This window comes from Micromonospora sp. 15K316 (assembly GCF_004348525.1).
Taxonomy (GTDB): Bacteria; Actinomycetota; Actinomycetes; order Mycobacteriales; family Micromonosporaceae; genus Micromonospora.
In genome coordinates this window covers 53,275-77,514 of the sequence record NZ_SMKG01000001.1, presented here as the reverse complement: position 1 = coordinate 77,514, position 24,240 = coordinate 53,275, and the positions used below count along the sequence as shown (strand labels likewise).

At 72.3% G+C, this 24,240-nt stretch carries 25 protein-coding genes; 11 read left to right on the top strand and 14 right to left on the bottom strand.

The annotated features are described in order from the left end of the window. Positions 1 to 6: 6 nt before the first annotated feature. From E1211_RS00360 to E1211_RS00345, 4 genes are all read right to left on the bottom strand, one after another. Positions 7 to 1,371 carry an MmgE/PrpD family protein gene (locus E1211_RS00360; protein WP_165947116.1) on the bottom strand — a complete coding sequence of 455 codons (1,365 nt, stop codon included), beginning with the start codon at positions 1,369 to 1,371 and terminating at the stop codon, positions 7 to 9. Positions 1,372 to 1,615: 244 nt separating this feature from the next. Then, a complete protein-coding gene (locus E1211_RS00355) occupies positions 1,616 to 2,275 on the bottom strand; it encodes an RraA family protein (protein WP_207915111.1) in 660 nt (219 codons plus the stop codon). Then, complete coding sequence (locus tag E1211_RS00350; protein ID WP_132344107.1) at positions 2,272 to 2,988, bottom strand: PIG-L deacetylase family protein; 717 nt, start codon at positions 2,986 to 2,988, stop codon at positions 2,272 to 2,274. Before E1211_RS00350 ends, E1211_RS00355 begins: the two co-directional genes overlap by 4 nt. Continuing rightward, complete coding sequence (locus tag E1211_RS00345) at positions 2,985 to 3,920, bottom strand: DUF6282 family protein (protein WP_132344105.1); 936 nt, start codon at positions 3,918 to 3,920, stop codon at positions 2,985 to 2,987. The genes E1211_RS00350 and E1211_RS00345 overlap by 4 nt, the downstream gene beginning before the upstream one ends. Positions 3,921 to 4,254: 334 nt before the next feature. Here E1211_RS00345 and E1211_RS00340 point away from each other — a divergent pair, with 334 nt between their 5' ends. The 3 genes from E1211_RS00340 to E1211_RS00330 all read left to right on the top strand — a co-directional run bounded on the left by E1211_RS00340 (position 4,255) and on the right by E1211_RS00330 (position 7,079). Next, positions 4,255 to 5,271 carry an ABC transporter substrate-binding protein gene (locus E1211_RS00340; RefSeq protein WP_132344103.1) on the top strand — a complete coding sequence of 339 codons (1,017 nt, stop codon included), beginning with the start codon at positions 4,255 to 4,257 and terminating at the stop codon, positions 5,269 to 5,271. An 18-nt stretch (positions 5,272 to 5,289) separates the two neighbouring features. Continuing rightward, the gene (locus tag E1211_RS00335; RefSeq protein WP_132344101.1) at positions 5,290 to 6,069 is read left to right on the top strand and encodes an ABC transporter permease; all 780 of its coding nucleotides are present in this window, start codon (positions 5,290 to 5,292) and stop codon (positions 6,067 to 6,069) included. A 110-nt stretch (positions 6,070 to 6,179) separates the two neighbouring features. Next, positions 6,180 to 7,079 carry an NAD(P)-dependent oxidoreductase gene (locus E1211_RS00330; protein WP_132344099.1) on the top strand — a complete coding sequence of 300 codons (900 nt, stop codon included), beginning with the start codon at positions 6,180 to 6,182 and terminating at the stop codon, positions 7,077 to 7,079. 96 nt (positions 7,080 to 7,175) lie between these two features. On the opposite strand, the gene E1211_RS00325 is transcribed toward E1211_RS00330, so the two are convergent. The 9 genes from E1211_RS00325 to E1211_RS00285 all read right to left on the bottom strand — a co-directional run bounded on the left by E1211_RS00325 (position 7,176) and on the right by E1211_RS00285 (position 16,743). Then, entirely contained in the window at positions 7,176 to 7,556 is a 381-nt protein-coding gene (locus E1211_RS00325; RefSeq protein WP_243709242.1) for a hypothetical protein, read from the bottom strand. Between the two features lie 174 nt (positions 7,557 to 7,730). Beyond that, positions 7,731 to 8,903 carry a 4-hydroxybenzoate 3-monooxygenase gene (locus tag E1211_RS00320; RefSeq protein ID WP_132344097.1) on the bottom strand — a complete coding sequence of 391 codons (1,173 nt, stop codon included), beginning with the start codon at positions 8,901 to 8,903 and terminating at the stop codon, positions 7,731 to 7,733. A 70-nt stretch (positions 8,904 to 8,973) separates the two neighbouring features. Beyond that, positions 8,974 to 10,176 carry an MFS transporter gene (locus E1211_RS00315; RefSeq protein ID WP_132344095.1) on the bottom strand — a complete coding sequence of 401 codons (1,203 nt, stop codon included), beginning with the start codon at positions 10,174 to 10,176 and terminating at the stop codon, positions 8,974 to 8,976. 47 nt (positions 10,177 to 10,223) lie between these two features. Then, positions 10,224 to 11,684 (bottom strand): benzaldehyde dehydrogenase, encoded by a 1,461-nt coding sequence (locus E1211_RS00310; RefSeq protein ID WP_132344093.1) that lies wholly within the window; start codon positions 11,682 to 11,684, stop codon positions 10,224 to 10,226. Between the two features lie 44 nt (positions 11,685 to 11,728). After that, complete coding sequence (locus E1211_RS00305) at positions 11,729 to 13,327, bottom strand: thiamine pyrophosphate-binding protein (RefSeq protein ID WP_132344091.1); 1,599 nt, start codon at positions 13,325 to 13,327, stop codon at positions 11,729 to 11,731. After that, positions 13,324 to 14,163: an ABC transporter ATP-binding protein gene (locus E1211_RS00300; RefSeq protein WP_243709241.1), complete on the bottom strand. Its 840-nt coding sequence runs from the start codon at positions 14,161 to 14,163 to the stop codon at positions 13,324 to 13,326. Before E1211_RS00300 ends, E1211_RS00305 begins: the two co-directional genes overlap by 4 nt. Then, positions 14,160 to 14,954 carry an ABC transporter permease gene (locus E1211_RS00295; protein WP_132344089.1) on the bottom strand — a complete coding sequence of 265 codons (795 nt, stop codon included), beginning with the start codon at positions 14,952 to 14,954 and terminating at the stop codon, positions 14,160 to 14,162. Before E1211_RS00295 ends, E1211_RS00300 begins: the two co-directional genes overlap by 4 nt. Then, positions 14,951 to 15,778, bottom strand: a complete 828-nt coding sequence (locus E1211_RS00290; protein ID WP_243709240.1) for an ABC transporter permease — start codon at positions 15,776 to 15,778, stop codon at positions 14,951 to 14,953. The genes E1211_RS00295 and E1211_RS00290 overlap by 4 nt, the downstream gene beginning before the upstream one ends. Continuing rightward, positions 15,775 to 16,743, bottom strand: coding sequence for an ABC transporter substrate-binding protein (locus E1211_RS00285; protein WP_132344087.1), 969 nt, complete (start codon positions 16,741 to 16,743; stop codon positions 15,775 to 15,777). The genes E1211_RS00290 and E1211_RS00285 overlap by 4 nt, the downstream gene beginning before the upstream one ends. Positions 16,744 to 17,044: 301 nt before the next feature. On the opposite strand from E1211_RS00285, the gene E1211_RS00280 reads away from it, so the two are divergent. The 8 genes from E1211_RS00280 to E1211_RS00245 are packed head-to-tail and all read left to right on the top strand — an operon-like array spanning position 17,045 to position 23,195. Next, positions 17,045 to 17,863 (top strand): CoA transferase subunit A, encoded by an 819-nt coding sequence (locus tag E1211_RS00280; RefSeq protein WP_132344085.1) that lies wholly within the window; start codon positions 17,045 to 17,047, stop codon positions 17,861 to 17,863. A 23-nt stretch (positions 17,864 to 17,886) separates the two neighbouring features. Then, positions 17,887 to 18,636, top strand: a complete 750-nt coding sequence (locus E1211_RS00275) for a CoA-transferase subunit beta (RefSeq protein ID WP_132344299.1) — start codon at positions 17,887 to 17,889, stop codon at positions 18,634 to 18,636. Continuing rightward, positions 18,633 to 19,385 (top strand): protocatechuate 3,4-dioxygenase subunit beta, encoded by a 753-nt coding sequence (gene pcaH / locus E1211_RS00270; protein WP_132344083.1) that lies wholly within the window; start codon positions 18,633 to 18,635, stop codon positions 19,383 to 19,385. Before E1211_RS00275 ends, pcaH begins: the two co-directional genes overlap by 4 nt. Further along, positions 19,378 to 19,947: a protocatechuate 3,4-dioxygenase subunit alpha gene (pcaG, locus tag E1211_RS00265; RefSeq protein ID WP_132344081.1), complete on the top strand. Its 570-nt coding sequence runs from the start codon at positions 19,378 to 19,380 to the stop codon at positions 19,945 to 19,947. The genes pcaH and pcaG overlap by 8 nt, the downstream gene beginning before the upstream one ends. Next, entirely contained in the window at positions 19,922 to 21,262 is a 1,341-nt protein-coding gene (gene pcaB / locus E1211_RS00260) for a 3-carboxy-cis,cis-muconate cycloisomerase (protein WP_132344079.1), read from the top strand. The genes pcaG and pcaB overlap by 26 nt, the downstream gene beginning before the upstream one ends. Beyond that, positions 21,259 to 22,029: a 3-oxoadipate enol-lactonase gene (gene pcaD, locus E1211_RS00255; protein WP_132344077.1), complete on the top strand. Its 771-nt coding sequence runs from the start codon at positions 21,259 to 21,261 to the stop codon at positions 22,027 to 22,029. Before pcaB ends, pcaD begins: the two co-directional genes overlap by 4 nt. Positions 22,030 to 22,032: 3 nt before the next feature. Then, complete coding sequence (pcaC, locus tag E1211_RS00250) at positions 22,033 to 22,413, top strand: 4-carboxymuconolactone decarboxylase (protein ID WP_132344075.1); 381 nt, start codon at positions 22,033 to 22,035, stop codon at positions 22,411 to 22,413. After that, positions 22,410 to 23,195 carry an IclR family transcriptional regulator gene (locus E1211_RS00245; protein ID WP_132344073.1) on the top strand — a complete coding sequence of 262 codons (786 nt, stop codon included), beginning with the start codon at positions 22,410 to 22,412 and terminating at the stop codon, positions 23,193 to 23,195. The genes pcaC and E1211_RS00245 overlap by 4 nt, the downstream gene beginning before the upstream one ends. 38 nt (positions 23,196 to 23,233) lie before the next feature. On the opposite strand, the gene E1211_RS00240 is transcribed toward E1211_RS00245, so the two are convergent. After that, complete coding sequence (locus E1211_RS00240) at positions 23,234 to 23,986, bottom strand: aspartyl/asparaginyl beta-hydroxylase domain-containing protein (protein ID WP_132344071.1); 753 nt, start codon at positions 23,984 to 23,986, stop codon at positions 23,234 to 23,236. Between the last annotated feature and the right edge of the window lie 254 nt (positions 23,987 to 24,240).

Genomic DNA, 24,240 nt, shown 5'->3' with positions numbered 1-24,240 from the left:
CCCTTTCTACGGTCGCCGGAGCAGCGCCGTGAGCGACGGTACGGAATCCCCCTCGTGCAGCGTCGCGACGGTCCTGACGATTGCGGCGGCGGCCTCGTCGCCGAGCACACCCGCGACGTTGTCGGTGAACTTGCGTTCGATGTCGACCGAGGTGGCCGGGCGGGTCGGGTGGCCGCGGAAGCCGGCCTGGTAATGCTCCAGGTGGACGCCGTCACGCAGCTCGATCTCGACGCGGGCGCTGAACACCGGGTCACCTGCCGGGATGGGCATCGCGTACGGCTCGATCAGATCGCCGACGGCCAGGATCGCGGGGTCGTTCCACCGGTCCGGGTCGAAGTAGTCGGCGGGCGCGTTGCGACCGGTGACGAACTGCAGGCCGGCGCCGAACGCCAGGCTGAACTGGGCGGAGATCGCGTCGGTCGGCCGGGTGATGGCGGCGCCGTGGCCGACCGCGAAGTCGACGAGCCCGATCCGGATCCGCTCGATCTGCCGTGGGTCGATCGGAGTGCTCTCGCGCAGGTGACGGATCGCGTCGAGCGGGGCATGCACGGTGGCGACGGCCGGGTAGAAGCGGAAGATCGTGTCCAGTACCTGCCAGTGCTGCCACGCGGCCTCCGGGATGTCCGCACCCTCGGCGCCGCCGAAGAGCCCGAAAACGCCACGATGCCCCTCGAAGATCGTCGGCGGGCCGGTCAGACCAAGCTGGGCGAGTTGCGCCGCCTCCGTGCCGGCACGGGCCGCGGAGCCGGCGTGCAGGCGCTTGACCTCGCCGCCGCTGCGGTCGTACTCCATCGTGCCGGAGGCGTCGCTGCCGACGATCCCGAATGCCTGGGTCAGCTCGGCCGGGCCGAGCCGCAGGATGCGGCCGGCTGCGGCGGTCGCGCCGAACACCCCGAGAACCTTGGAACCGTGCCAGCCGGTGGCCAGCATGCCGCTGGTGGTCACCGCGCCCAGCAGTCCCATCACCTGGATCCCGGCGGCCACCGCGGTGATCAGTTCGCGGCCGTCGGCGCCGTCACGCTCGGCGAGCGCCAGCGCGGCCGGCACCACGGCCGAGGAGGTGTGCCAGGCGGCGCCGTGCGCGTCGTCGTACTCGCAACTGTGGCCGAGGGTGCCGTTGACGTACGCGGCCTGCGCTGCGGTGGTCTTCCGGTCGCCGCCGGTCACCGTGCTCTCGGGTGCGCCCGATGCCGCTGCGGCCAGCCGGCGCACCGGCTGGATGTTGGGCAGGGTCGTGCCGAGCACCTGCACCCCGAGCTGGTCGAGGATCACCTGCTCGGTGCGCTCGACAACCTCGGCGGGCAGATCCTCGAAACGCAGGCGGCTCGCCCAACCGGCCAGGCGTCCCGCGACAGTGTCTTCATCAGCCATAAATGACAGCATGCCCTCTCAAGTGAGAGATCGTCCTGTCACTTACATCACTCGGGCTAACAGATCTTGCTCAAGTCGTCGCCGCCGAACCGCCGTACGCCGGGGCGATACGCGCCGCCCAGGAGACCCTGGAGCGGGAACTGAGCACCGACGGCGCCGTCAGCCACCCACTGATCGGCTGAGCCCGTACCCGGCCTTCCGAACTCCTTGAGTCATTGATGTACCGACCTCGGGGTGCCCCGCGTCACCCGGCGGACTCGTCCTCGGCCCGCATGCCGTGCAGGTCGTAGCTGTGCGCACCGGCCTCCAGTCGAGCTCGCAAACCGGACTCCCGCCCGATCCGGGCGGTCGCCGCGGCCGCCACCTCGGCCGCCCGCTCCCGCGCCACCACCACGCCACCGTCGGCGTCGAGCACCACGACGTCCCCCGGTCCGACCGTGACGCCACCGACCCGTACCGGGACGTCGAGCGAGCCCCGGTGGCGCTTGGTGGCACCGCGCACCCGGCGCCACCGGGCCCAGACGGGCAGTCCGAGTTCCCGTAGCTCGGTCACGTCCCGCACCGCGGCGTCGACAAGTACGCCGGCCGCGCCCGCCACCCTGGCCTGGGTGGCCAGCAGCTCGCCGATGAGGGCCACCGGGGCCGGCTCCGGCATGGTGAGGACGAGCACCTCGCCGGGGCGCAACACCGTCATCGCCTCGTGCACGGCCCGGTTGTCGTCCTGGCCGCACAGGACGGTCCGGGCCGCCCCGGCGACCCGGGTGCCCGGCACGATCTGCACCAGGTCGACGTCGATCAGACCTCGCCGACCGGAGGCCTCGTAGACGGTGGCCACCCCGCCGGCGGCCAGCGTCTCGACCACCACCGGGTCGACGGCAGCCGTCGCGTCGTCGACCCCGCTCACAGCGAACCCACCACATTCGGGATCAGCCGCTGGAACGCCTCGGCCTGCCGGATGGCGGCGTCGCCGGTGACCCGGCGGGCGTGGTTCCCCCGTTGCTCGGCCCGCTGCGTGTAGTACTCGCGGAGGTAGTGCTGGGCGCTCATCGCCGCCATCGCCTCCTGTTTGGCGGCCATCACGTCGGTGATGTCGACGAAGACGGTGGGAACGAACCCGCAGAGCTCGGGCTGGTGCGGCTCGAAGACCAGGAACTCCGAGGGCGGCGCAGTCTTGAAGCCGCTCGACACGCCGGCGCCGGCGGTGAGCTGGCGCGCGGTCGCCGCCGCGGCGTGCGCCACCGGGTGATCGGGGTTGAACGGATCGCGGTCCGGATGGGTGAGCACCACGTGCGGGGCGTACTCCCGCATCAGCGCGGCCAGCCGGTCGACGTCCTCGTCGCCGATCCGCAGCGGGTAGTCGCCCAGGTCGAAGGCCTCGAACGTGGCGCCCACCGCGGCCGCGGCACGCGCCGCCTCGGCGTGCCGGAGTCGCTTGACGTTCTCGACCGTCTGGTTCGGGTCCTTCCAGAGCTCGCCCGATTCACCCCGCTCCCCGTAGGAGAGCGCCAGCACGACGGCCTCGCCCCCGGCCGCGGTGTGTTTGGCGACCGCTCCGGCGGCCCGCCACACGAAGTCGGCCGAGTGGGCGCCCACCACCAGCATCCGTCGTCCGCTCATGCCGGCACCGCCGTTCCCGGCATTGCCAGACGGCGGGAGTTGACCACGGCCATCGTGTGGATCTCCTCCTCGGTGAAACCGGCATCGAGCAGCCGATCGGCGAACAGAGCGAGGCCGTCCTCGACCGGTGGGTTGAAGGGCTGGCCCAGGTCGCTGGAGAGAACCGAGTGCTCCACGCCGGCCGCCCGGATGTTGGCGAACAGGTCCGCCCAGGCGACCTTCCCGCTGTGCGGCGTGGTGAAGCAGCGTTCCAGCAGCGCCCCCGCCTCGGCCAGCGACCGCTGCTGCGCAGGCGACAGTCGCTGCGAGGTGAACTCCGGATGGGTGACCACGATCCGGCGTACCCCGGCCTCGGTGGCGGCGCGGACCACGGCGAGGATCTCGGCGCCGCTCAGGTGGCCGGTGGCGAGCGCCATGTCGTGCCGTGCGATCACCCGCAGCACCTGGCGGACCCGGTCGAGCACCACCCCGTCGTCGTCGACGACCTCGACCACGTCCGGGACGATGCCCTCGGCGTGCAGGTCGGCCTGGAAGGCCCCCCACATCGCGGGTGTCGCACCCGGCAGATCGGCGGCGGTGCTGCGCCGCTGGTTCCCCGAGTCGACGGTGGGCAGCCAGACGATCCGGGCGCCCTGCCGTCCGGCGACCTCGACGGCGACCGGGTTGATGCCGCCCATGGCCCCGTTCAGCGTGATCGCACCGAGGACGTCGACCTCGGGCACCACCTTGCGGACCACCGCCGCCCGCTCGGCCGTCGCCACGTAGTGGGACTTGAGGACGAAGCCGGCGAGCCCGACGTCGGCGCAGCGGTACGCCAGATCGAGATCGTCGATCCGGCGCGCCATCACATCGGGGGCCACGTGCACGTGCGTGTCGTACGCCCCGGCGACCAGGGCGCGTGCGCGCGCGGACGGGGTGGGGTGATCAGACATCCGGCTCCTTCGAGGGCTCGCCACCGGCGCCGGCGCAGGAGGGCGGACCGAGCCGGTCCGGCCGGCCGCTCGGGAACCGATCCGCTCGGCCCGGGTGGCGCCACATACGACAGGGTCGTCGCCCGGATATCCGATGTCAACGATGACCTGTCGGCGGAATCCGTTGCACGGTAAGGGATTTCATGCCCCCGTGCTGCTTCTCGCGGTGACACCCGAGGCCCGGATAATCTACGATGCTCAATCAACGCGAGCCGGCCACGAAGAGGCTGCCACCGGATTCCGCCGACGCCGAGGTGCCGGCGACGGATCGACACGTCGAAGCTGGAGGCTTCACATGACCAAGCGCACCCGCGCGCTGGCGGCGGCCCTGTTGGCCACGGTGCTGGTCGTGACCGGCTGCGGCGACTCCGACGCCGGCAGCGGCGACCCGACCGGCAGGGACGCCGACCAGGTCGCCTACATCACCGCCTTCGGCGCCGTGGGCCGGGACGCCTTCGCGTGGGTGGCGAAGGAGAAGGGCTACTTCGCCGAGGCCGGCATCGAGGTCGACATCAAGGAGGGCGCCGGCAATCAGCAGAACCTGACCGCCCTCAAGGCCGGTCAGGTCCAGTTCGCGGCGCTCGACTTCACCGGCGCCGTCATCCAGGCCGGCAGGGGTGAGTTCACCGACTGGCGGGCGGTCGCCGCCGTGCACCAGCAGACGCTGATCTCGGTGATGACCACCAAGGACACCGGCATCAGCACCCCGAAGGACCTGCAGGGCAAGACGATGGCGACCGGCGCCGGCTCCGTGACCGAGCTGCTCTTTCCGGCGTACGCCCAACTGGCCGGCCTCGACCCGAAGACGGTGAAGATCGAGGGCGTGCAGGCCACCGCGCTCAACGGGCTCATGGCGAGCCGGAAGGTCGACGCGCTGGGCACCTTCCTGCTCAGTCGAGGCGCTCTCGAGACGGCCTCCCGGAAGGAGGTCGTCGTCCTGCCCTACAGCGACTACCTGAAGGACCTCTTCGGCAACGCCGTCATCACCACCCCGTCGCTCATCGAGAAGGATCCCGACCTGGTGCGGCGGTTCACCACCGCGCTGCTCAAGGGGCTCGCGTACAGCATCGAGCACCCGGAGGAGGCCGCGACGATCCTCAACAAGGTGAAGCCGACCTACACCGTGGCGGCGGGCAGGAGCGAGATCGAGGCGATGACTCCGCACGTCCGCCCCGCCGACGGCGCCCCGATCGGATTCCTCGACGAGTCACGGGTGAGCCGTACCATCGGCGTCCTCCAGGATTCCGGTCTGATCCGGCCGGGTCTCACCCCGTCGCACGTTGTCGACTCCAGCTTCGTGTCGAAGCCCTGACGACCCGGCGGAGTCGACGTGACCGACAACGTCCCGCCCCCGCGGCGATGGCGAAGTGCCGGGCTGCCCACCCTGGGCGCCGTCCTGGCGATAGCCCTCTGGTGGCTGGTGACGTGGGTCTTCGACATCGACCCCTTCTTCCTGCCCGCGCCCCCGGACGTGGTCGACGCGTTCGTCCGGCTCCCCGGCTACCTCGCCGAGCAGGCCTGGGTGACCCTCCTGGAAACGCTCATCGGGTTCGGGATCGCCGCGGCCGGTGGACTGCTTCTCGCCGTCCTGCTCGCCGCCTCGCGGACGGTCGAGCGGATGGCCCTCCCGTTCATCGCCGGGATCAACGCGGTGCCGAAGGTGGCGCTCGCGCCCCTGCTGCTGGTCTGGATCGGCTTCGGGTACGAAACCAAGATCGTGATGGTCGTCCTGCTCTGCTTCTTCCCGATCCTGGTCTCGACCATGGCCGGCCTGACCTCGACCCCCAGCGACCTCGGCGAACTCGCTCGCTCCCTCTCCGCCAGCTGGTGGCAGACCTTCCTGAAGGTTCGCCTTCCGTGGGCCCTGCCGCAACTCTTCGTCGGGCTGAAGGTGGCCAGCTCACTGGCGATCATCGGCGCGATCATCGGCGAGGTGATCAACCCGGAGGCCGGGCTCGGCTCGGTGATCGCCAGCTCCGGCCAGTCCGCCGACACCCCCCTCGCCTTCGCCGCGCTGACCCTGCTCGCCGTCATGGGCACCGTCCTCTTCTACCTGATGGCCGGCCTCGAACGACTCCTCGCGCCGTGGGCGAAGGCGATCTCGTCCTGATCCGCCACCGACGACGCCCGAACCGGCAGCGGCGGTTCCGCGGTGACCACGAACCGGGCGGGGCCGGACCCGGCGCCGGGTGAGCCAGGCGGCAGGAGAAGGATGGCGGCATGACCGACTCCGCCCCCGTACCCGTACCTCCCCGGCGCGTCGTCGTCACCGGGGCCACCGGCAAGCTCGGACGTGCCGTGGTGGCGCACCTGCGCGACGTGGGCGTCGACGTGCTCGCCGTCGACCGGACCGCCGGGAGCGACCCCCGCGACGTCGCCGGCGAATTCCTCCTCGCCGACCTGACCGACTACGGGCAGGTGCTGGAGGCGCTGCTCGGCGGCACCGACGAGCACGGCGGCCGGGTCGACGCGGTCGTGCACCTGGCCGCGATCCCGGCCCCCGGGCTGCTGCCCAACGCGACGACCTTCGCGAACAACTCGGCCGCGACGTACAACGTCTTCGCCGCCGCGCGGGCGGCGGGCGTCAAGCGAGTGGTGTATGCGTCGAGCGAGACCGTGCTCGGCCTGCCGTTCGACACCCCGCCGCCGTACGCGCCGGTCGACGAGGAGTACGCGCCGCGCCCGGAGACGACGTACTCGCTGAACAAGGCGCTCGAGGAGGAGATGGCCCGGCACTTCTGCCGCTGGGACCCCGAGCTGACCATGCTGGGCCTGCGCTTCTCCAACGTCATGGACGTCGAGGACTACGCGCAGTTCCCGTCCTTCGACGCGGACCCTCGGCTACGCCGATGGAACCTCTGGGGCTACATCGACGCCCGGGACGGCGCCCAGGCCGTCGAGCGGGCGCTCGCGTACGACCGGCCCGGCGCGGAGGTGTTCGTCATCGCCAACGCCGACACGGTGATGAGCAGGTCCAGCGCCGGCCTCATGCGGGAGGTGTACCCGGGCGTGGAGATCCGCAAGGAGCTCGGCGAGCACGAGACCCTGCTCAGCATCGACAAGGCCCGCCGGCTGCTCGGTTACGAGCCCCGGCACACCTGGCGCAACCACGTGAGCTGACGGCGGGCCGGGCGGGGGAGTCCGGCGAGAGGACGCCGGCCTCGGACGAGTGCCGGCGTCCTCCGTCCAGCTGTCACACCCGGGACGCGGGGTGGATCAGAGGTTGGTCTGGTTCGGGCACCACTTGCCCGATCCGTAGTCGTTCAGCAGGTCGTCACGGATCCAGCCGCCGACCTTCGTCTGGACGTTGACGACGTAGGTCCAGGTGTCGACACCGTTGATGTCCAGCGCGTAGCAGTGGTAGTCGAGCGACTGGCTGGGGTACGAGACGCCACTCTCCGCGCAGCGGGTGCTGGATCCCACCCGCATGTTGGCGGCATCGACGGTGTGGTGACCGCCGCTGGTGTCGATGTCGGGCGGGGCCGCCCTGCCGCAGCTCCAGTGGGCCGAGGCGGGTGCGGGGGCGACGATCGCGCCGGCGGCGACGAGCGCGATGGATGCCGCGGCGACGGTCAGGGGACGACGGGTTCTGCCCACTGCCTCTCCTTTGCCGGGTAGCTCGGGTGACTCGGTCCAGCCCAGCCAACGCCCCCTCTATTAACTTATGTTTATCGATACCTTGCGCCGAGGCGTCAGGTGACCGTCCGAATTTGTCCCGTCGCATAGTGTCGCTCATGCCGGGTCCGTGCCGACGGGTCGGTGCAGCGGCGTTCACATCTCGGGGAGCCCCACGTAGTTCTCGGCGAGGCTGGTGGCGTAGGCGGGGGAGGAGACGGCGTAACGCAACGTCGCCGCCTGCAGCTTCGTCTCGTACGGGTCGTCCTTTTCCAGCCGATGCAGCATCGAGGTCATCCACCAGGAGAAGTGCTGGGCCCGCCACACCCGGCGCAGCGCGGTGGCCGAGTAGGCCTCCAGCAGATCGGTCCGCTGCCGGCCGTACCAGGCGGCGAAGGCGTCGCCGAGCAGCGCGACGTCGGCGAGCGCGAGGTTCATGCCCTTCGCCCCGGTCGGCGGGACGATGTGCACGGCGTCCCCGGCCAGGAAGAGCCGCTCCCACTGCATCGGCTCGACCACGAAGCTGCGCATCGGAGTGATCCCCTTCTCCAGGATCGGTCCCTCGTTCAGCGACCAGCCCGGCACGGTCTCCAGCCGCGTCCGCAGCTCCGCCCAGATCCGCTCGTCCGGCCAGGCGGCGATCTCCTCGTCCGGGGCGACCTGGAGGTACAGCCGGGAGATCTCCGGCGACCGGAGGCTGTAGAGGGCGAAGCCCCGCTCGTGGTTGGCGTAGACGAGTTCGTCGACCGCCGGGGCAGCGGCGGCGAGCACGCCCAGCCACGCGAAGGGGTACGTCCGCTCGTAGGTCCGCAGCACCCCGTCCGGCACCGCGGCCCGGCTGACGCCGTGGAACCCGTCGCAGCCGGTCACGAAGTCGCAGTGCAGCTCCTCGTCCCGTCCGTCGCGGCGGAAGTGGATCACCGGCGAGTCCGAGTCGAGACCCGCCAGTCGTGCGACCTCGGCCTCGAAGAGGATCGAGCCGCCGGCCGCGAGCCGGGCGGCGATGAGGTCCTTGACCACCTCCTGCTGCCCGTAGACGGTGATCGCCCGCCCTGTCAGCTCCGTCATCGGCACCCGGTGCGACTCGCCGTCGAACCGTAGCTCGATTCCCTCGTGCCGCATGCCCTCCCGCTGGAGCCGCTCGCCGATCCCGGTGCGGCGGAGCAGGTCCACCGAACCCTGTTCGAGAACTCCCGCGCGGACCCGGTGCTCGACGTACGCCCGGCTGCGGCACTCCAGCACCACGGACTCGATGCCGTTCAGGTGCAGCAGGTGCGACAACATGAGTCCCGCCGGTCCTGCCCCCACGATGCCGACCTGGGTACGCATCCTTCGTCTCCTCCTCGTCCGAGATGTTCCGGTGCCGTCGCCGGTCGCCCCGCCGTCGGCCCTGGACAGGTCACACCTGCCGGTCGCGTCCGGCGGCGAGCGCGGCCACCGCCATCACCGCCACCGCGACGCACAGGGCGGTGAGCGGGAGCACCCAACCGCCGGAGCCGTCCCGCAGCAGCCCCACGAGCACCGGCCCGGTCGCGCCCAGCAGGTAGCCGACGGACTGCACCGTGCCGGAGAGGTCACGCGCCGACTCCGGCGTACGGGCCCGCAGCACGAGCAACGTCAGCGCCAGACCGATCCCGGCCCCCTGGGCGAGCCCGCCGACCGTGGCCCAGACCGGATACCACGCGGGCGCCGCGAGCAGCCCGAGCAGGCAGACCGCCCAGGTGACGCAGACCAGCAGGCCCAGCCCGCGCTGGTCGCGCAGCCGGGTCGCGAGCGCCGGCGTGAGCACCGCGGTCGCGATGCCGAGCAGGTTGAACAGGGCCAGCGCCCACCCGGCGTCGGCCGCGGAGACCCCGCCGTCGCGCAGCATCGTGGGCAACCAGGCGAGCGCCGCGTAGTAGGTCAGCGACTGCGCCCCCATGAACGCCGCGAGCGCCCAGGTGACCGGAGAACGCAGCACCGCCGTGCCGCCCACCCGGAGGGCCGGCACGACGTGCCGGCGGCGCAGCTGCGGCAACCAGACGGCCGCCGCGACGGCCGCCGGCGCGCCGACCACGAGCAGGGCGCCTCGCCAGCCCAGCCCGGTGTGCGCCAGCGGGGCGGTGACGGCGGCCGCGAGGGCCGCGCCGCCGGTCAGCGCGGCCGTGGTCGCGGCGGTCACCGCGCCCTGCCGCCGGGGGAAGTGCTGCTTGACGGCGCTGGGCACCAGCACGTTCCCGACCGTGATGCCGGCCCCGATCAGCACGGTGCCGGCGACCAGCCACCAGATCCCGGGCGCCGTCCGCACCAGACTCCCGGCGACGATGCCGAGCATCGCCACCAGGAGTGACCGCTGCACGCCGATCCCGCGTCCGAGCAGCGCCGCGACCGGGGAGATCAACCCGAAGCAGAGCACCGGCAACGTGGTGAGCAGCCCGGCCGTGCCGCTGCCCAGCCCGAGCTCGAGCCGTACGTCCGGCAGCAGCGGGGCGAGCCCGGCGATCGCCGCCCGGAGGTTGAGCGCCAGCAGCACGATGCCGAGCAGGGTGAACGACCCGGCCGGCGGACCCGGTGCGCTGGTCCCGGCCGGGTGTCCGCCCACATTCGACTGGCTGCGTGTCATCGGTCGGTGCTCGTCCCGCCCACCGCGATCGTCCTCTTCGTCCGGCGTCAGAACGGGTACCGGCTGATGTCGCCCCGCACCGTGAGCCACTGTGTCTCGGTGAACGCCTCGACGTTGGCGGCGGGCCCGCCGAACCGGGAGCCGGTGCCGGAGGCTCCGACGCCGCCGAACGGCGCCACCGCCTCGTCGCTCACCGTCTGGTCGTTGATGTGCACGATCCCGCTGGGGATCCGCTCGGCCAGCGCCATCGCCTTCATCACGTCGCGGCTGAGGATGCCGAGCGACAGCCCGTACTCGGTCCGCCCGGCCAGCGCGGCGGCCTCGTCGAGGTCGGAGAAGGCGAGCACCGGAGCGACCGGACCGAAGACCTCCTGGGCGTACGCCGGGGTGGTGGGGGTGACGTCGGCGAGGACGGTCGGGCGGTAGAAGAGCCCGTCGTAGGTGCCGCCGGCGGCGAGCCGCGCGCCCGCGTCGACGCTCGCCGTGACCAGTGACTGGATCTTGTCGCGCTGGTGTTCGTCGATGATCGGTCCGAGCGCCACCTGCTCCTTCGCCGGGTCCCCGACCGGCAGGTGGTCCGCCTTCTCGGCCAGCCGCTGCACGTACCGCTCGGCCAGGCTCTCGTGCACCAGGTGTCGGCCGGTGGTCATGCAGATCTGCCCCTGGTGCAGGAAGGACCCCCAGGCCCCGGCGGAGGCGGCGAGTTCCAGGTCGGCGTCGTCGAGCACGATCAGCGCCGAGTTGCCGCCGAGCTCCAGGTGCGCCCGCTTCAGGTGCCGGGCGGCGGCCTCGCCGACCCGGCGACCGGCGGCGGTGGAGCCGGTGAAGCTGATCACCCGTACGTGCGGGTCCGCCACCAGCGCCGCGCCGGCGTCGACGCCGCCGGGCAGGACGTGCAGCAGCCCCTCGGGCAGGCCCGCCTCCTCGAAGACCCGGGCGATCGAGACGCCGCCGGAGACGGCGGTGCGGGCGTCCGGCTTGAGCACCACCGCGTTACCGAGGGCCAGCGCGGGCGCGACCGAACGGATCGCCAGGACGAGCGGGAAGTTGAACGGCGCGATCACGCCGACGACGCCGACCGGCAGCCGTCGGGCCAGGCTGAGCCGCGGCTGCGCGCTCGGGACGATCTCGCCGAGCGGGTGCGAGGTGAGCGCCGCCGCCTCGTAGCACTCCTGCGCCGCGGTGTCGGTCTCCACGGCGGCCTTGGGTGGGATGGAACCCGCCTCCCGGACGAGCCAGTCGCCGATCTCCGCCGCGTGCTGCGCGAAGAGCTGCCCGGCCCGGCGCAGCACTGCGGCGCGCTCCGGATAGCTGGTGGCGGCCCAGGCGCGTTGCGCCTCGGCGGCCCGCCCGCACGCCCTCGCGACGTCGTCGGCGTTCGCCACGCCGACCCGCCCGATCTCCTCACCGGTCGCGGGCGACCGCACGGCCCCCGTGCCGCCGGTCGCCTCCGTCCAACCGCTGCTGTAGAGCGTGCCCTGCCACGTTGCCGCGTGCAGCAGTGTCATGGTGGTCCTCCCGTGAGGCGTGCGGCGCGGGGGCGCCGGAGGGGTCAGGGTTCGAAGTGCGGTTCGGCGCGGACCGGCACGTCCAGCAGGAGCGGCTCGGTCCGCCCGGCGAGGGTGGGGACGACCTCGTCGAGGATCGCGACGAGCTCCGGAAGATCGGTCACCCGGCGGGCGGGGCAGCCCAGGGCGCGGGCCAGTCCGTGGACCGACACGTCCTCGAAGGCGGGCCAGGGTGCCTTGCCGCCGACCCGGTCGGCGAGCCGGTCCATGACGGCGTAGCGGCCGTTGGAGAGAACGACGAAGAGCACTCCGCAGCCGTACCGCGCGGCGCTCCACAGGCCCTGGATGCCGTAGAGGGACGACCCGTCGCCGAGTACGGCGACGACCGGCCGGGTCGGGTCGCCCATCCGCAGCCCGGCCGCGGCGGGCAGCCCGAAACCGAGGCCGCCCATGGCCGCGCTGACGAACCCGCGGGGTTCGCGGGCGGGCAGCAGCCGGTGCAGGTCCGGCCGGGTCGACGGGGTCTCCTCGACCAGTACGACGTCCCGGGGCAGCCGTTCGGCGAGCGCGGCGAAGACGTGTGCGGCCCGCATCGGCTCACCGGCGGCCGGTGGTTCGACCGCCGGGGCGCGCGTCGCCGGCGGCGTGACCGGGCGCTGCGCCACCTGACCGGCCACGGCGGCGCAGAGCGTCGCCGGATCGGCGAGCACGGCGAGGCCGGCGCTGCTGTGGTGCAGTTCGTCCGGGTCGTCGGAGACCACCACGACGGTGAGCCCGGCCGGCACCAGCGGGCCGGGCTCGTACGGGTACTGCCGGAACGCGCCGGTGCCCACCACGAGTGCGACGTCGTGGCCGGCCAGCACGGACCGCAGCCGGGCACGACCGGCCGGCAGGTGTCCCACGAAGTGGGGGTGGTCCTGAGGGAAGCCGGCGCGGGCGCCGAACGCCTCCTGCCAGACCGGCGCGCCGAGCCGCTCCGCCAAGGTGACCAGCGCGTCCCACGTCTGCCGGTCGTCGGCTCCCGACCCGACCACGATGACCGGGTTCGTGGCGCCGTCGAGCAGGCCGGCCAGCTCGACGGCGACGGAACCGGGAGCCGACCCGGCGCTGCGGACGGTCGCCGGTGCGGCGAGCCCCAGCGCCGGGTCGACCCGCGCCGACCAGTCGTCCATCGGCACCACCACGATCGCCGGGCCACGATGCCGGTTCGCCTCGTGCCACGCCCGCCGCACCGCCGCGGGCACGTCCTGCGGCAGGACCGGCTGGTTCACCCAGACCGGGTACGGCCCGGCGAGCCCGTCGAGGCGACCGGCGAGGAACGGCTCCAGCGCCAGGTGACGGCGGTCCTGCTGACCGACCACCACGACCAGGGGAGCCCGGTTGACCCGCGCGGTGGCGAGGGCGCCGACGGCGTTGCCGAGTCCGGCGGTGGTGTGCAGGTTGACGAAGGCCGGCCGGCCGGTCGCGATCGCGTGGCCGGTGGCCATGCCGACCACCGAGCCCTCGTGCAGGGCGAGGACGAACTCCAGGTCGTCCGGCAGGTCGGCGAGGAAGGCCACCTCGGTGGAGCCCGGGTTGGCGAAGACGCGGTGCATCCCGCACTGTCGCAGGACGTCGAGGGTGGCCTCGCGGACGCTGGTCATCCGGCCACCGACGCCCCGCTGTGTCTCTTCGCCCGCTGGATCTGCGCGAACACGTGCCCGCGCAGCTCGGTGAAGCGGGTCGACGCGCGGGTGGTGAGCTGATCCCGCTGCGCCGGCAGGTCGATGGTCACGTCGTCGAGCACCACTGTCGGCGACGAGGAGAGCACCAGCACGCGCTGGCCCAGGTAGACCGCCTCGTCGATGTCGTGGGTGACGAAGAGCGTGGTGACGCCGAGCCGCTGCCACAGCGACCGCACGAGGTCCTCCAGGTCCGCCCGGGTCTGCGCGTCCACGGCGGCGAACGGCTCGTCCATCAGCAGGATGTGCGGCTCGTAGGCGATGGCCCGGGCGATGGCGACCCGTTGCTGCATTCCGCCGGAGAGCTGCCACGGGTACGCGCCGTGCACGTCGTCGAGGCCGACGGCGCTCAGCGCCTGGTGGACCAGCTCCGCCCGCCGCGCCTTCGGCAGCTTCTTCTGCTTCAGCGGCAGCTCGACGTTCTTCCGCACCGTCATCCAGGGGAAGAGGCTGCGGCCGTACTCCTGGAACACCACCGCCATGCCCGGCGGGGGACCGTCGACCGGCTCGCCGTCGAGGACCACCTCGCCGGCGGTCGGCGCCAGCAGGCCGGCGATGCACTTGAGCAGCGTGGTCTTGCCGGCGCCGGAGGGGCCGACCACGCAGACGAGGTCACCCCTGGCGACGGAGAAGGTCAGGTCGCGTACGGCCTCCACCGAGCGGCCCTGTCCCTCGTACACCTTGCGCACGGCACGGACGTCGAGCAGCGCCTCGGTCCGGGTACCGGCCTCGGTCCGGGTCTGGCTCATGGCACTCATCGACTCCCACCTCGCTGGGCCTGGCGCAGGCCGAAATACCAGTTGAGGACGTGTCGCTCGAACAGCCGCATGAGGGTGGCGAGCAGGAACCCGAGCAGGCCGAGCAGCAGGATGCCGGTCCACATCTCGGTGACGGCGAAGGTCCGCTGGAACTGGATGATGCTGAACCCGAGCCCGTTGCTGGCGGCGAACATCTCGCTGATGACCATGAGGATGATCCCGATCGACAGGCCCTGCCGCATGCCGGTGACGATCTGCGGGCTCGCCGACCGGACGACCAGGTGCCAGAGCCGGGCCGGGCCGCGTACGCCGTAGCAGCGCGACGTCTCCACCAGTACCTCGTCCACGGCACGCACCCCCTCGACGGTGTTGAGCAGAATCGGCCAGAGGCAGCCGGAGACGATCACCAGCACCTTCATGGCGTCGCCGATACCGGCGAAGAGCATCAGCACCGGCACCAGCACCGGTGGCGGGATCGCCCGCAGGAACTCCAGCACCGGCTCGCAGAACGCGCGCAGCCGGCGGGACGATCCGATCGCGACGCCGAGTGCGACGCCCAGCAGCACGGCCAGGAGGAAACCGCCGGTCAGGCGCAGCAGGCTCGGCGCGACGTCGACGCTCAACCGGTCGGAGCGCAGCCACACGTCGTCGACGTCGGCGAGGATCTCCGACAGTGGTGGCAGGTAGTAGCTCTCGCTGTCGGCGGTGAGCACCCACCAGAGAGCGAGCAGAACGGTGGGCAGCGCGAGGGCCGCCACGAGGGTGCGGACGATCCGGCCGGCGAGCCTCATGCCGCCGCCTCGCGTCGCAGCGACGGGTGCCAGGAGAGCAGCCACCGTTCCAGCCGCCGGGCCAGCGCGTTGACCGCGACGCCGAGCAGCCCGGTCACGACGACCAGCGCGTACATCCGGGCGACGGCGCCGCCGGACTGCGCCACGCCGATCTCGTTGCCCAGGCCGGGCGCGCCGATGACGAGTTCGGCGGTGATGGCGAGGATCAGGGCCACGGCGGCGGCGAGGCGGACCCCGGTGAGGACGTAGGGGAGCGCGGTGGGCCAGGTGACGTAGCGGATTCGGGCCCAGCGGCCCAGCCCGAAGGTGCGTGCGGTCTCGGCGGCGACGGGGTCGACGTCCTGCACGCCGTAGAGCACCTGGACCAGGACCTGCCAGAACGCCGCGTACCCGACCAGCAGCAGCACGGACCGCAGGTCGGTGCCGAATACCAGGACCGCCAGCGGGATGAGCGCGACCGACGGGATGGGGCGGAGGAACTCGATGGTCGAGGCGGTGAACTCGCGGAGCACGGGGACCGTGCCGACGACGAACCCGACGGCGACGCCGAGGGTGACCGCGATGGCGAGGCCGAGGAACCAGCCCCGCACGGTGTCGCCGAGCGCCGTCCAGAAGGCCGCCTCGGTCGCCAGCTCCGCCAGGGCGCCGGTGATCCGGCTCAGCGGCGGCAGGTACTCCTGCGAGACGATGCCGGCGCGCGGCACGGCCTCCATGAGCAGGAGGAAGGTCGCGAAGCCGAGCCCGCCGAGCAGGAGGTTCCCGCCGGCCCGCCGACCGGCCCGGGACTGCCGGGCCGGTGCGGCGAGCGTGGACGGTGTCGTCACGGGAGCAGTTCTCCGAGGTCGACCTTCTCCTTGACCAGACCGTCGGTGAGCATCAGGTCGGCGAGAGTCTGCACCGACGCCCGGTTGATCTGACCGGTCCAGGCGGGCAGCGTCATCTTCTCGGCGACCGTCGGGTCGATCTTCGCGTAGCTCGGCAGCACGGCTCGGGCCTCGTCCGGGTGCTGCTGCGCGTAGGCCAGGGACTTCTCGATCGCTGCGGTGAAGCGTTTCGCGAGATCGCCCTTCTGCTGGAGCAGCTTCTCGCTGGTGAAGTAGGCGGCGATGGTCAGGTTCGGCGCGGTGTCGACGAAGTTCGACGCGATCACCTTGGCGCCCTGGTTCTGCGCGACGGTGAAGAAGGGCTCGACGATCCAGGCCGCGTCGACCCGCTTGCCGTCGAGCGCCGCCGGCATGTCCGGGAAGGGCAGCTCGACGAACTTGACGGCGGCCGGGTCACCGCCGGCCTGGCGGACGGAGGCACGCACCGTGGTGTCGCCGATGTTCTTGAGGTTGTTCACGGCCACGGTCTTGCCGGCGAGCTGGGCGGCGCTGGTGATCGGGCTGTCCTTCGGCACGACGATGCCGCCGAAGTCCTTGCCCTGCTGGCCCGTCGAGGAGTTTCCCTCGGCGAGCACCTTCAGCGGCAGATTCTCGGCGCGCGCGACGATGAGCGAGACCAGGTTGCCGAAGGCGAAGTCGAACTCGCCGCTGACCACGCCCGGCACGGCTGCCGCGCCGCCGGTGGTGTTGACGACCTCGACGTCGATGCCCTGCTCGGTGAAGAAGCCTTTCTGGATGCCGAGGTGCAGGGGTGCCACGTCCACGATCGGGATCGCACCGACCTTGACCTTGGTGGTGCCTCCGGCCTGCCCACCGGAACCACCGGCGTCGTCGGAGGAGCCGCAGGCGGCGGTGGCCGTGAGTAGCGCTGCGGCGGTTATGGCGCTGATGACGAGACGGCGCATGCAGGTACTCCCGCGTCCGGCGGTCCCGCGCGGGGACCGGGGGGTGGTGGGCGTCCGATCCGGAGAGGCCCCCGGGGGGTGTTCGCTTACCGAACGGCTGTTCTCATTTAGAACGTTGGCACGTGACCTGACTCACGTCAACGGGTCGCCGCAACATTTCTACGCCGGTCCGGACGCCGGGATCCCGCGCGCCGCGGCCTCGTTGACGGATCCCACCGACGGGGATTACGTTCGGATTCAGTACGGCAGTCCGCATAGCGAACAGTTGTAATCGAGGAAGCTCGCAGAAGGCGGGGAGGCCATGGCGAAGCTCGTCTCGCTCTCGGACGGCGTGGCGGACCTGGTCCGTGACGGTGACGTGGTGGCCCTGGAAGGGTTCACGCACCTCATCCCGTTCGCCGCCGGTCACGAGATCATCCGTCAGGGACGGCGGGAGCTGACCCTGGTACGGATGACACCCGACGTCATCTACGACCAGCTCATCGGCGCCGGCTGCGCCCGCCGGCTGATCTTCTCCTGGGGCGGCAATCCGGGAGTCGGATCCCTGCACCGCTTCCGCGACGCGGTGCAGAACTCCTGGCCGGGACCGCTCGAACTCGAGGAGCACAGCCACGCGGGCATGGCGAACCGTTACGTCGCCGGGGCCTCCGGGCTGCCGTTCGCCGTGCTGCGCGGCTACACCGGCACCGACCTGCCCCGGCACACCGACAACATCCGGACCATCACCTGCCCCTTCACCGGGGAGACCCTCACCGCCGTCCCCGCCTTGCGCCCCGACGTGACAGTGGTGCACGCCCAACGCGCCGACCGGGCCGGGAACGTGCAGATGTGGGGCATCGCGGGCGTCCAGAAGGAGGCCGTGCTCGCCGCGCGGCGATCGCTGGTCACCGTCGAGGAGGTCGTCGACGAGCTCGAACCCGTGCCCGGTCAGGTCGTGCTGCCCGGCTGGGCCGTCACCGCGGTCGCCGAGGTCCCCGGCGGGGCACACCCCTCCTACGCGCAGGGCTACTCGGTGCGCGACAACGACTTCTACGTCGAGTGGGACGCGATCAGCCGGGACCGCGACACCTTCCGCGACTGGATCGAAGGGCACGTGCTGAAGGTCGAGGTGCAGGCGTGAGCCCGGACTACACCGCCGACGAGATGATGACCGTCGCCGCCGCCCGGCAACTGCGCGACGGCACGGCGTGCTTCGTCGGGATCGGGTTGCCCAGCACCGCGGCGAACCTCGCCCGGGCCACCCACGCCCCGAACCTCGTGCTCGTCTACGAATCCGGCTGCCTCGGCGCGAAGCCCGACCGGCTCCCGCTCTCCATCGGCGACGGTGTCCTCGCCGACACCGCCGACGCCGTGGTGTCCGTGCCCGAGGTGTTCAACTACTGGCTGCAGCCGGGCCGGATCCACGTCGGATTCCTCGGCGCCGCCCAGCTCGACCGGTACGGAAACATCAACACCACTGTCGTCGGCGGCGAGTACGACGACCCGAGGGTCCGCCTGCCCGGTGCCGGCGGCGCCCCCGAGATCGCCGCCTCCTGCGGCGAGGTCGTCGTGATCGTCCGGCAGAACCTGCGCACGTTCACCGAGCGCGTCGACTTCGTCACCTCCGTCGGATACGGTGCGGGCCCCGGCGACCGAGAGCGGCTCGGGCTGCGCGGCGGCGGCCCCCGCGTCGTCATCACCGACCTCGGCGTACTCGAACCCGACCCGGTCAGCTGCGAGCTGACCCTGACCCGTCTGCACCCCGGCGTCACCACGGACCAGGTACGGGCGGCCACCGGTTGGGACCTCGCCGTCGCCGAGCGGTTGACCACCGGCGACCCGCCGACCGCGCACGAACTCACGGTGCTGCGGGCCCTGGAGGCGACCAAGCGGGAGAAGCGAGGAGGAGCATGACCCAGGAGACCGTCGACCAGACCGGCAACGGCCTGGTCCTGCCGCGGTACCGGCGCGATGACGTCGACGCCCATCCGCCCCTGCTCAGCCCCGGCTACAAGTCGACGGTCCAGCGCGCGCCGCAGCGGCCGCTGACCTACCTGCCCCAGCGGCTGACCGAGATCACCGGCCCGCTGCTCGGCGAGGGACGGCTCGGCGAACTCGACCACGACCTCACCCGGCAGCACGACGGCGAGCCGCAGGGGCAGCGGATCATCGTGCACGGCCGGATCCTCGACGGCGACGGCCGACCGGTGCCACACACGCTCGTCGAGATCTGGCAGACGAACGCGGCCGGGCGCTACCGCCACGCGGTGGACAACTGGTCGGCGCCGCTGGACCCCCACTTCGACGGGGTGGGGCGGGCGCTCACCGACGACCGGGGCCGCTACCGCTTCGTCACCGTGCAACCCGGCGCGTACCCGTGGCGCAACCACGACAACGCCTGGCGGCCGGCCCACATCCACTTCTCCCTCTTCGGCCGCGCGTTCACCCAGCGACTGGTGACCCAGATGTACTTCCCGGGCGACCCGCTCTTCTTCCAGGACCCGATCTTCAACTCGGTCCGCGACCCGAAGGTCCGAGAGCGGATGATCGCCCGGTACGACCACGCCACGACGGTGCCCGAGTGGGCGCTGGCGTACGAGTTCGACATCGTGCTGCGCGGCCGGGAGAGCACCCCCTTCGAGGACGAGGACGACGATGAGTGAGCGGCTCGGCGCCACGCCCGCGCAGACGGTCGGACCGTTCCTGCACCTCGGCCTGCGCTGGCCCGACGGTCCGTACGTCGTGCCCGACGGCACCACGGGGGCGTTCTGGATCCGCGGTCAACTCTTCGACGGCACCGGCGCGCCGGTGGTCGACGCGCTGGTGGAGAGCTGGCAGGCCGACCCGGACGGTCGCTTCGACCACCCCGACGACCCGCGTGGCGCCCGGCCGTCCTCCGTACCGGGGTTCCGCGGCTTCGGGCGCAGCGAGACCGACGCGCAGGGAAGGTACGCGCTGCTGACGGTCAAGCCGGGTCCGCTGCCCGACCCGGACGGCGGCACCGAGGCGCCACACCTGACCCTCTCCGTCTTCGCCCGCGGACTCCTGCACCGCCTCGTCACCCGGCTCTACTTCCCACACGACCCGGCGAACGCCGCCGACCCGGTGCTGTGCGGCCTCGACGCCGAGCGGCGCGCCACGCTGGTCGCGGTCGCCGCGCCGGACGGATTCCGGTTCGACATCCACCTGCAGGGCGAGCATGAGACCGTCTTCTTCGCCGTCTGACGGTCTGCTCGGCGGGCTCTCCGGCGTCCCGGACGTGGACGCCGAGCTCGCCGACCACTCGCTGCTGCAGGCCATGCTGGACGCCGAGGCCGCGCTCGCCCGGGCCGCCGCCGACTGCGGCGTGCTGCCCGCGTCGGCCGCCGAGGCGATCGCCGCCCACTGCCGCGCCGAGCGGTACGACCCGGTCTCACTGGGCCGGGCCGCCGACGCCTCGGGCAACCCGGTGGTGCCGCTGGTCCGCGAGCTGACCGCCGCCGTGCCGGAGCACGCCCGGGCCTGGGTGCACGTCGGCGCGACCAGCCAGGACGTCCTGGACACCGCGCTGGTCCTGGTGACGGTGCGGGCGATCGAGCCGCTGCTGCGCCACCTCGACATCGCCGCCGACGCCGCGGCCCGGCTCGCCGACACCCACCGCCGCACCGTGCTCGCCGCCCGGACGCTCGGGCAGCAGGCGGCGCCCACCACGTTCGGACTCAAGGCCGCCGGCTGGCTGGTCGGCCTGGTCGAGGCGCGGGCCCGGCTGGTTCGCGCGCGGGCGGTCCTGCCCGCGCAACTCGGTGGCGCGGTCGGCACGCTGGCCGCGTTGGGGCCCACCGGCCCGGCGGTGACCGAACGGTACGCGGAGCGTCTCGGTCTCGCCGCGAGCCCGTTGCCCTGGCACACCCGCCGCCAGCCCCTGCTCGACCTGGCCGCCGCCCTCGGTGGCCTGCTCGCGGCCACCGGCAAGGCTGCGGTGGACGTCGGTCTGCTCGCCCAGACCGAGATCGGTGAGGTGGCGGAGGGCGGCGCCGGGCGGGGCGGCTCGTCGGCTCTGCCGCACAAGCGCAACCCCGTCGACTCGGTCCTCGTCACCGCCGCGGCGCGGCGCGGCGCGGGCCTGGTCGCGACCCTCTTCACCGCCGCCGTCCAGGAGCACGAGCGGGCGGCCGGCGCCTGGCACGCCGAGTGGGAGCCGCTGCTCGACCTGCTGCACGTGGCCGGTGGCGCCGCCGCCCGGTGCGCCCGCATGCTGAGCGGGCTGCAGGTGCGCCCGCAGCGGATGCGGGCCAACCTCGACGCGACCGGCGGGCTGCTGCTGGCCGAGGCCGTCGCCGCGCGCCTGGCACCGCTGCTCGGTCGCGGCGCGGCGCACGACCTCGTCAGCCGCGCCGCGTCCCGCCCGCCGTTGAGGGCCGCACTGCTCGCCGACCCCGAGGTACGCGCCCACCTCGGCGAGCAGGAGATCGACGAGGCCCTCGACCCGTACGGCTGGCTCGGGTCGGCCGACCGGTTCGTCGACCGGGCCCTCGCCGCCCACCGGAGGACGCAGCCGTGAGAAGTCGCCTCTACGTCACGGTGGACGGGGCGCCCGACGCGCCCGCGCTGCTGCTCGGCGGCTCGCTCGGCACCACCGGCGCCATGTGGGCGCCGCAGGTTCCCGGGCTCGCCGAACGGTTCCGGGTCCTCCGCTACGACCACCTCGGCCACGGTCGCTCGGCGGTGCCGGACGGGCCGTACACGGTGGAGATGCTCGGCCGTGAGGTGCTGCGACTCCTCGACGACCTCGACGTGCCGGACGTCCACTACGCGGGACTCTCCCTCGGTGGCATGGTCGGCATGTGGCTCGCTGCGCACGCGCCCGATCGGGTGCGGCGGCTGGCGCTGCTCTGCACCTCGGCGTCGCTCGGCCCGGCGCAGGGGTGGCGGGACCGGGCGGCGACGGTCCGCGCCGGCGGCGTCGGGACGGTCGCCGAGCTGGTGGTCGCCCGCTGGTTCACCCCGACCTTCGCCGCGGCCACCCCCGCGGTGGTGGCCCGGCACCGGGTCGCGCTGACCGCGACACCCGCCACCGGTTACGCCGCGTGTTGCGAGGCGATCGCCAGGATGGACCTCCGGGACGACCTGCGCGCGATCACGGCACCGACCCTGGTGATCGCGGGAGCGGACGATCCGGCCACTCCGGTGGAGCACGCCCACGCGATCGTCGAGCGGATCCCGCAGGCGCGCCTGGCCGTGGTGGAACGGGCGGCACACCTGGCCAACGTCGAGCAACCCGAGCAGGTGTCCCGGCTGCTGCTGGAGCACTTCGACGAGGAGTGGTGAACGGTGGACGACCGCGAGCGGCACGAGGCAGGCATGACGGTACGCCGGCAGGTGCTCGGCGACGCGCACGTCGACCGCGCGATCGCCGGCACGGACGAGCTGACCGCCGACTTCCAGGACCTCATCACCCGGTACGCCTGGGGCGAGATCTGGACCCGCCCCGGTCTCGATCGGCGTACCCGCAGCTGCGTCACGCTCGCCGTGCTCGCGACCCTGCACCACGACGAGGAGCTCGCCATGCACGTGCGTGCCGCGCTGCGTAACGGGCTGACCTCGCACGAGGTCAGTGAGGTCCTGCTCCAGGTCGGCGTCTACGCTGGCGTACCAGCGGCCAACCGGGCGTTCAAGGTGGCCCGGGAGGCCCTGCGGCAGGAGGACCAGTGACCGAGGAGACGACACGATCTCCGGAGTTCGTCCAGTCGCTGGAACGAGGGCTCGCGGTGATCCGGGCCTTCGACGCCGAACGCCCGCAGCTCACCCTGAGTGACGTGGCGCGGATGACCGGGCTGACCCGGGCCGCCGCGCGGCGGTTCCTGCTCACCCTGGTCGAGTTGGGGTACGTGCACACCGACGGCCGGCTCTTCTCGCTGCGGCCCCGGATCCTCGAACTCGGCTACGCCTACCTGTCCGGCCTGAGCCTTCCCGAGGTCGCGCAGCCGCACATGGAGGCACTGGTCGGGCAGGTCCACGAATCCTGCTCGGTCTCCGTGCTCGACGGCCGCGAGGTGGTCTACGTCGCCCGCGTCCCCACCAAGCGGATCATGACGGTGGGGATCAGCGTCGGTACGAGGTTCCCCGCCTACGCCACGTCCATGGGGCGGGTGCTGCTCGCCGCGCAGCCTGCGGAGTGGCTGGACGACTACCTCGCCAAGGCGGACCTGCGCCCACTGACCCGACGCACCATCACCGACCCGGGGAAGCTGCGTACCGTTCTGAAGAAAATCGCCGCGCAGGGGTACGCGATCGTCGACCAGGAGCTGGAGGAGGGTCTTCGCTCCCTCGCCGCGCCGATCCACGGCGACAACGGGACGGTGGTCGCGGCGGTGAACGTCTCGGCCCACGCCAGCCGCGGCTCCTCGGAGACGATCCGCAAGGAGCTGCTGCCGCCGCTGCTCGCGACCGCCGAGCGCATCGAGGAGGACCTGCGCGCCGCGCCCCACCGGTAGCGGTCGGCCCGGGTGCCCCGGCGCGAGCAGGGGTGATCTCACCCCATCATCTTGCGGATCTCGGTCATCAGCGTGGTCAGCGCCGCCCGCTCCGGCGCCGTGGTGTCCGGGTGCCAGAGGTCGACGAGCAGGCAGGTGCGGGTCCGGATCCCCTTGTTCCACGCCTCGTGCTCGAAGGAGTAGTCGAAGAGCAGGCAGCGTCCCTCCTGCCAGTGCCGGGTCTCGCCGGCCACCCGGATGCCCGCGCCGTCGGGGATGTCGATGGCCAGGTGCAGGTTGATGCTGAAGTTCCAGAGATCGCAGTGCGGCGCGATCGTCGCCCCCGGCAGCAGCGTCGAGAAATGTGACTCCAGCAGGGGACAGATGATCCCCGGTTCGACAGCGCTCTCCCTCAGCACCCGGTACGCCGTGGGGGCGAGGGCCGCGGACTCCTCGACGAGCGCCCCGCCGCGGTAGAGGTAGAGAGCCTGCCAGTTCTGCTGCCGGACGAGGTAGTGCTCGTAGTCCGAGAACCGATCCCGCCGGCTCGCCCAGGCACCCTCCAGCTCGGCCTTGATCCGTGCGTGCTCGGCCTCCAACTCCCGGACCAGCGGCAACAGTTCCGGATATGCGTACGGGTCGTGCCACGGAATCTGCGGGATGCCCGGCAGGACCCATTTCGCCGCCCGCTGGAGCGGATGGCGCTGGTCGATGAGGCTCTTCGGTTCCAGCATTTCCTCCACCCGGGCGAGCGAATCACGGCCGTACTCCGCCCGCAGTAGCGCGAATTGCTGGTCGATCTCCGGAGTCATGCCTTCTCCTTGGTGCTGACCCGCGATCCGATGATGAGTTGCGGGTCCGGGCGGGTACCGGACCGTACGGGATTATGCGCACCCGTCCGCCCGGCGTCCCCGCTCGCCTGATGAACAGCGAGTGTTCATCAGATGTCCGGCACGGGAAGTCCGGTGAGCTGGCCGTGCGGCCGGGCGACCGTTGCGGAGCTGCGGGTTCGCGATTCATCGATGAAACTTCCCGAAATTCCGGGGCGGTTGGTGCGGGTCATCGT

Excerpts from the sequence above, each read along its gene's own strand:
- E1211_RS00360 (WP_165947116.1), bottom strand. The coding sequence starts at position 1,371 with ATGGCTGATGAAGACACTGTCGCGGGACGCCTGGCCGGTTGGGCGAGC.
- E1211_RS00350 (WP_132344107.1), bottom strand. The coding sequence starts at position 2,988 with ATGAGCGGACGACGGATGCTGGTGGTGGGCGCCCACTCGGCCGACTTC.
- E1211_RS00345 (WP_132344105.1), bottom strand. The coding sequence starts at position 3,920 with ATGTCTGATCACCCCACCCCGTCCGCGCGCGCACGCGCCCTGGTCGCC.
- E1211_RS00340 (WP_132344103.1), top strand. The coding sequence starts at position 4,255 with ATGACCAAGCGCACCCGCGCGCTGGCGGCGGCCCTGTTGGCCACGGTG.
- E1211_RS00330 (WP_132344099.1), top strand. The coding sequence starts at position 6,180 with ATGACCGACTCCGCCCCCGTACCCGTACCTCCCCGGCGCGTCGTCGTC.
- E1211_RS00320 (WP_132344097.1), bottom strand. The coding sequence starts at position 8,903 with ATGCGTACCCAGGTCGGCATCGTGGGGGCAGGACCGGCGGGACTCATG.
- E1211_RS00315 (WP_132344095.1), bottom strand. The coding sequence starts at position 10,176 with ATGACACGCAGCCAGTCGAATGTGGGCGGACACCCGGCCGGGACCAGC.
- E1211_RS00310 (WP_132344093.1), bottom strand. The coding sequence starts at position 11,684 with ATGACACTGCTGCACGCGGCAACGTGGCAGGGCACGCTCTACAGCAGC.
- E1211_RS00305 (WP_132344091.1), bottom strand. The coding sequence starts at position 13,327 with ATGACCAGCGTCCGCGAGGCCACCCTCGACGTCCTGCGACAGTGCGGG.
- E1211_RS00300 (WP_243709241.1), bottom strand. The coding sequence starts at position 14,163 with ATGAGTGCCATGAGCCAGACCCGGACCGAGGCCGGTACCCGGACCGAG.
- E1211_RS00295 (WP_132344089.1), bottom strand. The coding sequence starts at position 14,954 with ATGAGGCTCGCCGGCCGGATCGTCCGCACCCTCGTGGCGGCCCTCGCG.
- E1211_RS00285 (WP_132344087.1), bottom strand. The coding sequence starts at position 16,743 with ATGCGCCGTCTCGTCATCAGCGCCATAACCGCCGCAGCGCTACTCACG.
- E1211_RS00280 (WP_132344085.1), top strand. The coding sequence starts at position 17,045 with ATGGCGAAGCTCGTCTCGCTCTCGGACGGCGTGGCGGACCTGGTCCGT.
- E1211_RS00275 (WP_132344299.1), top strand. The coding sequence starts at position 17,887 with ATGATGACCGTCGCCGCCGCCCGGCAACTGCGCGACGGCACGGCGTGC.
- pcaH (WP_132344083.1), top strand. The coding sequence starts at position 18,633 with ATGACCCAGGAGACCGTCGACCAGACCGGCAACGGCCTGGTCCTGCCG.
- pcaG (WP_132344081.1), top strand. The coding sequence starts at position 19,378 with ATGAGTGAGCGGCTCGGCGCCACGCCCGCGCAGACGGTCGGACCGTTC.
- pcaB (WP_132344079.1), top strand. The coding sequence starts at position 19,922 with ATGAGACCGTCTTCTTCGCCGTCTGACGGTCTGCTCGGCGGGCTCTCC.
- E1211_RS00240 (WP_132344071.1), bottom strand. The coding sequence starts at position 23,986 with ATGACTCCGGAGATCGACCAGCAATTCGCGCTACTGCGGGCGGAGTAC.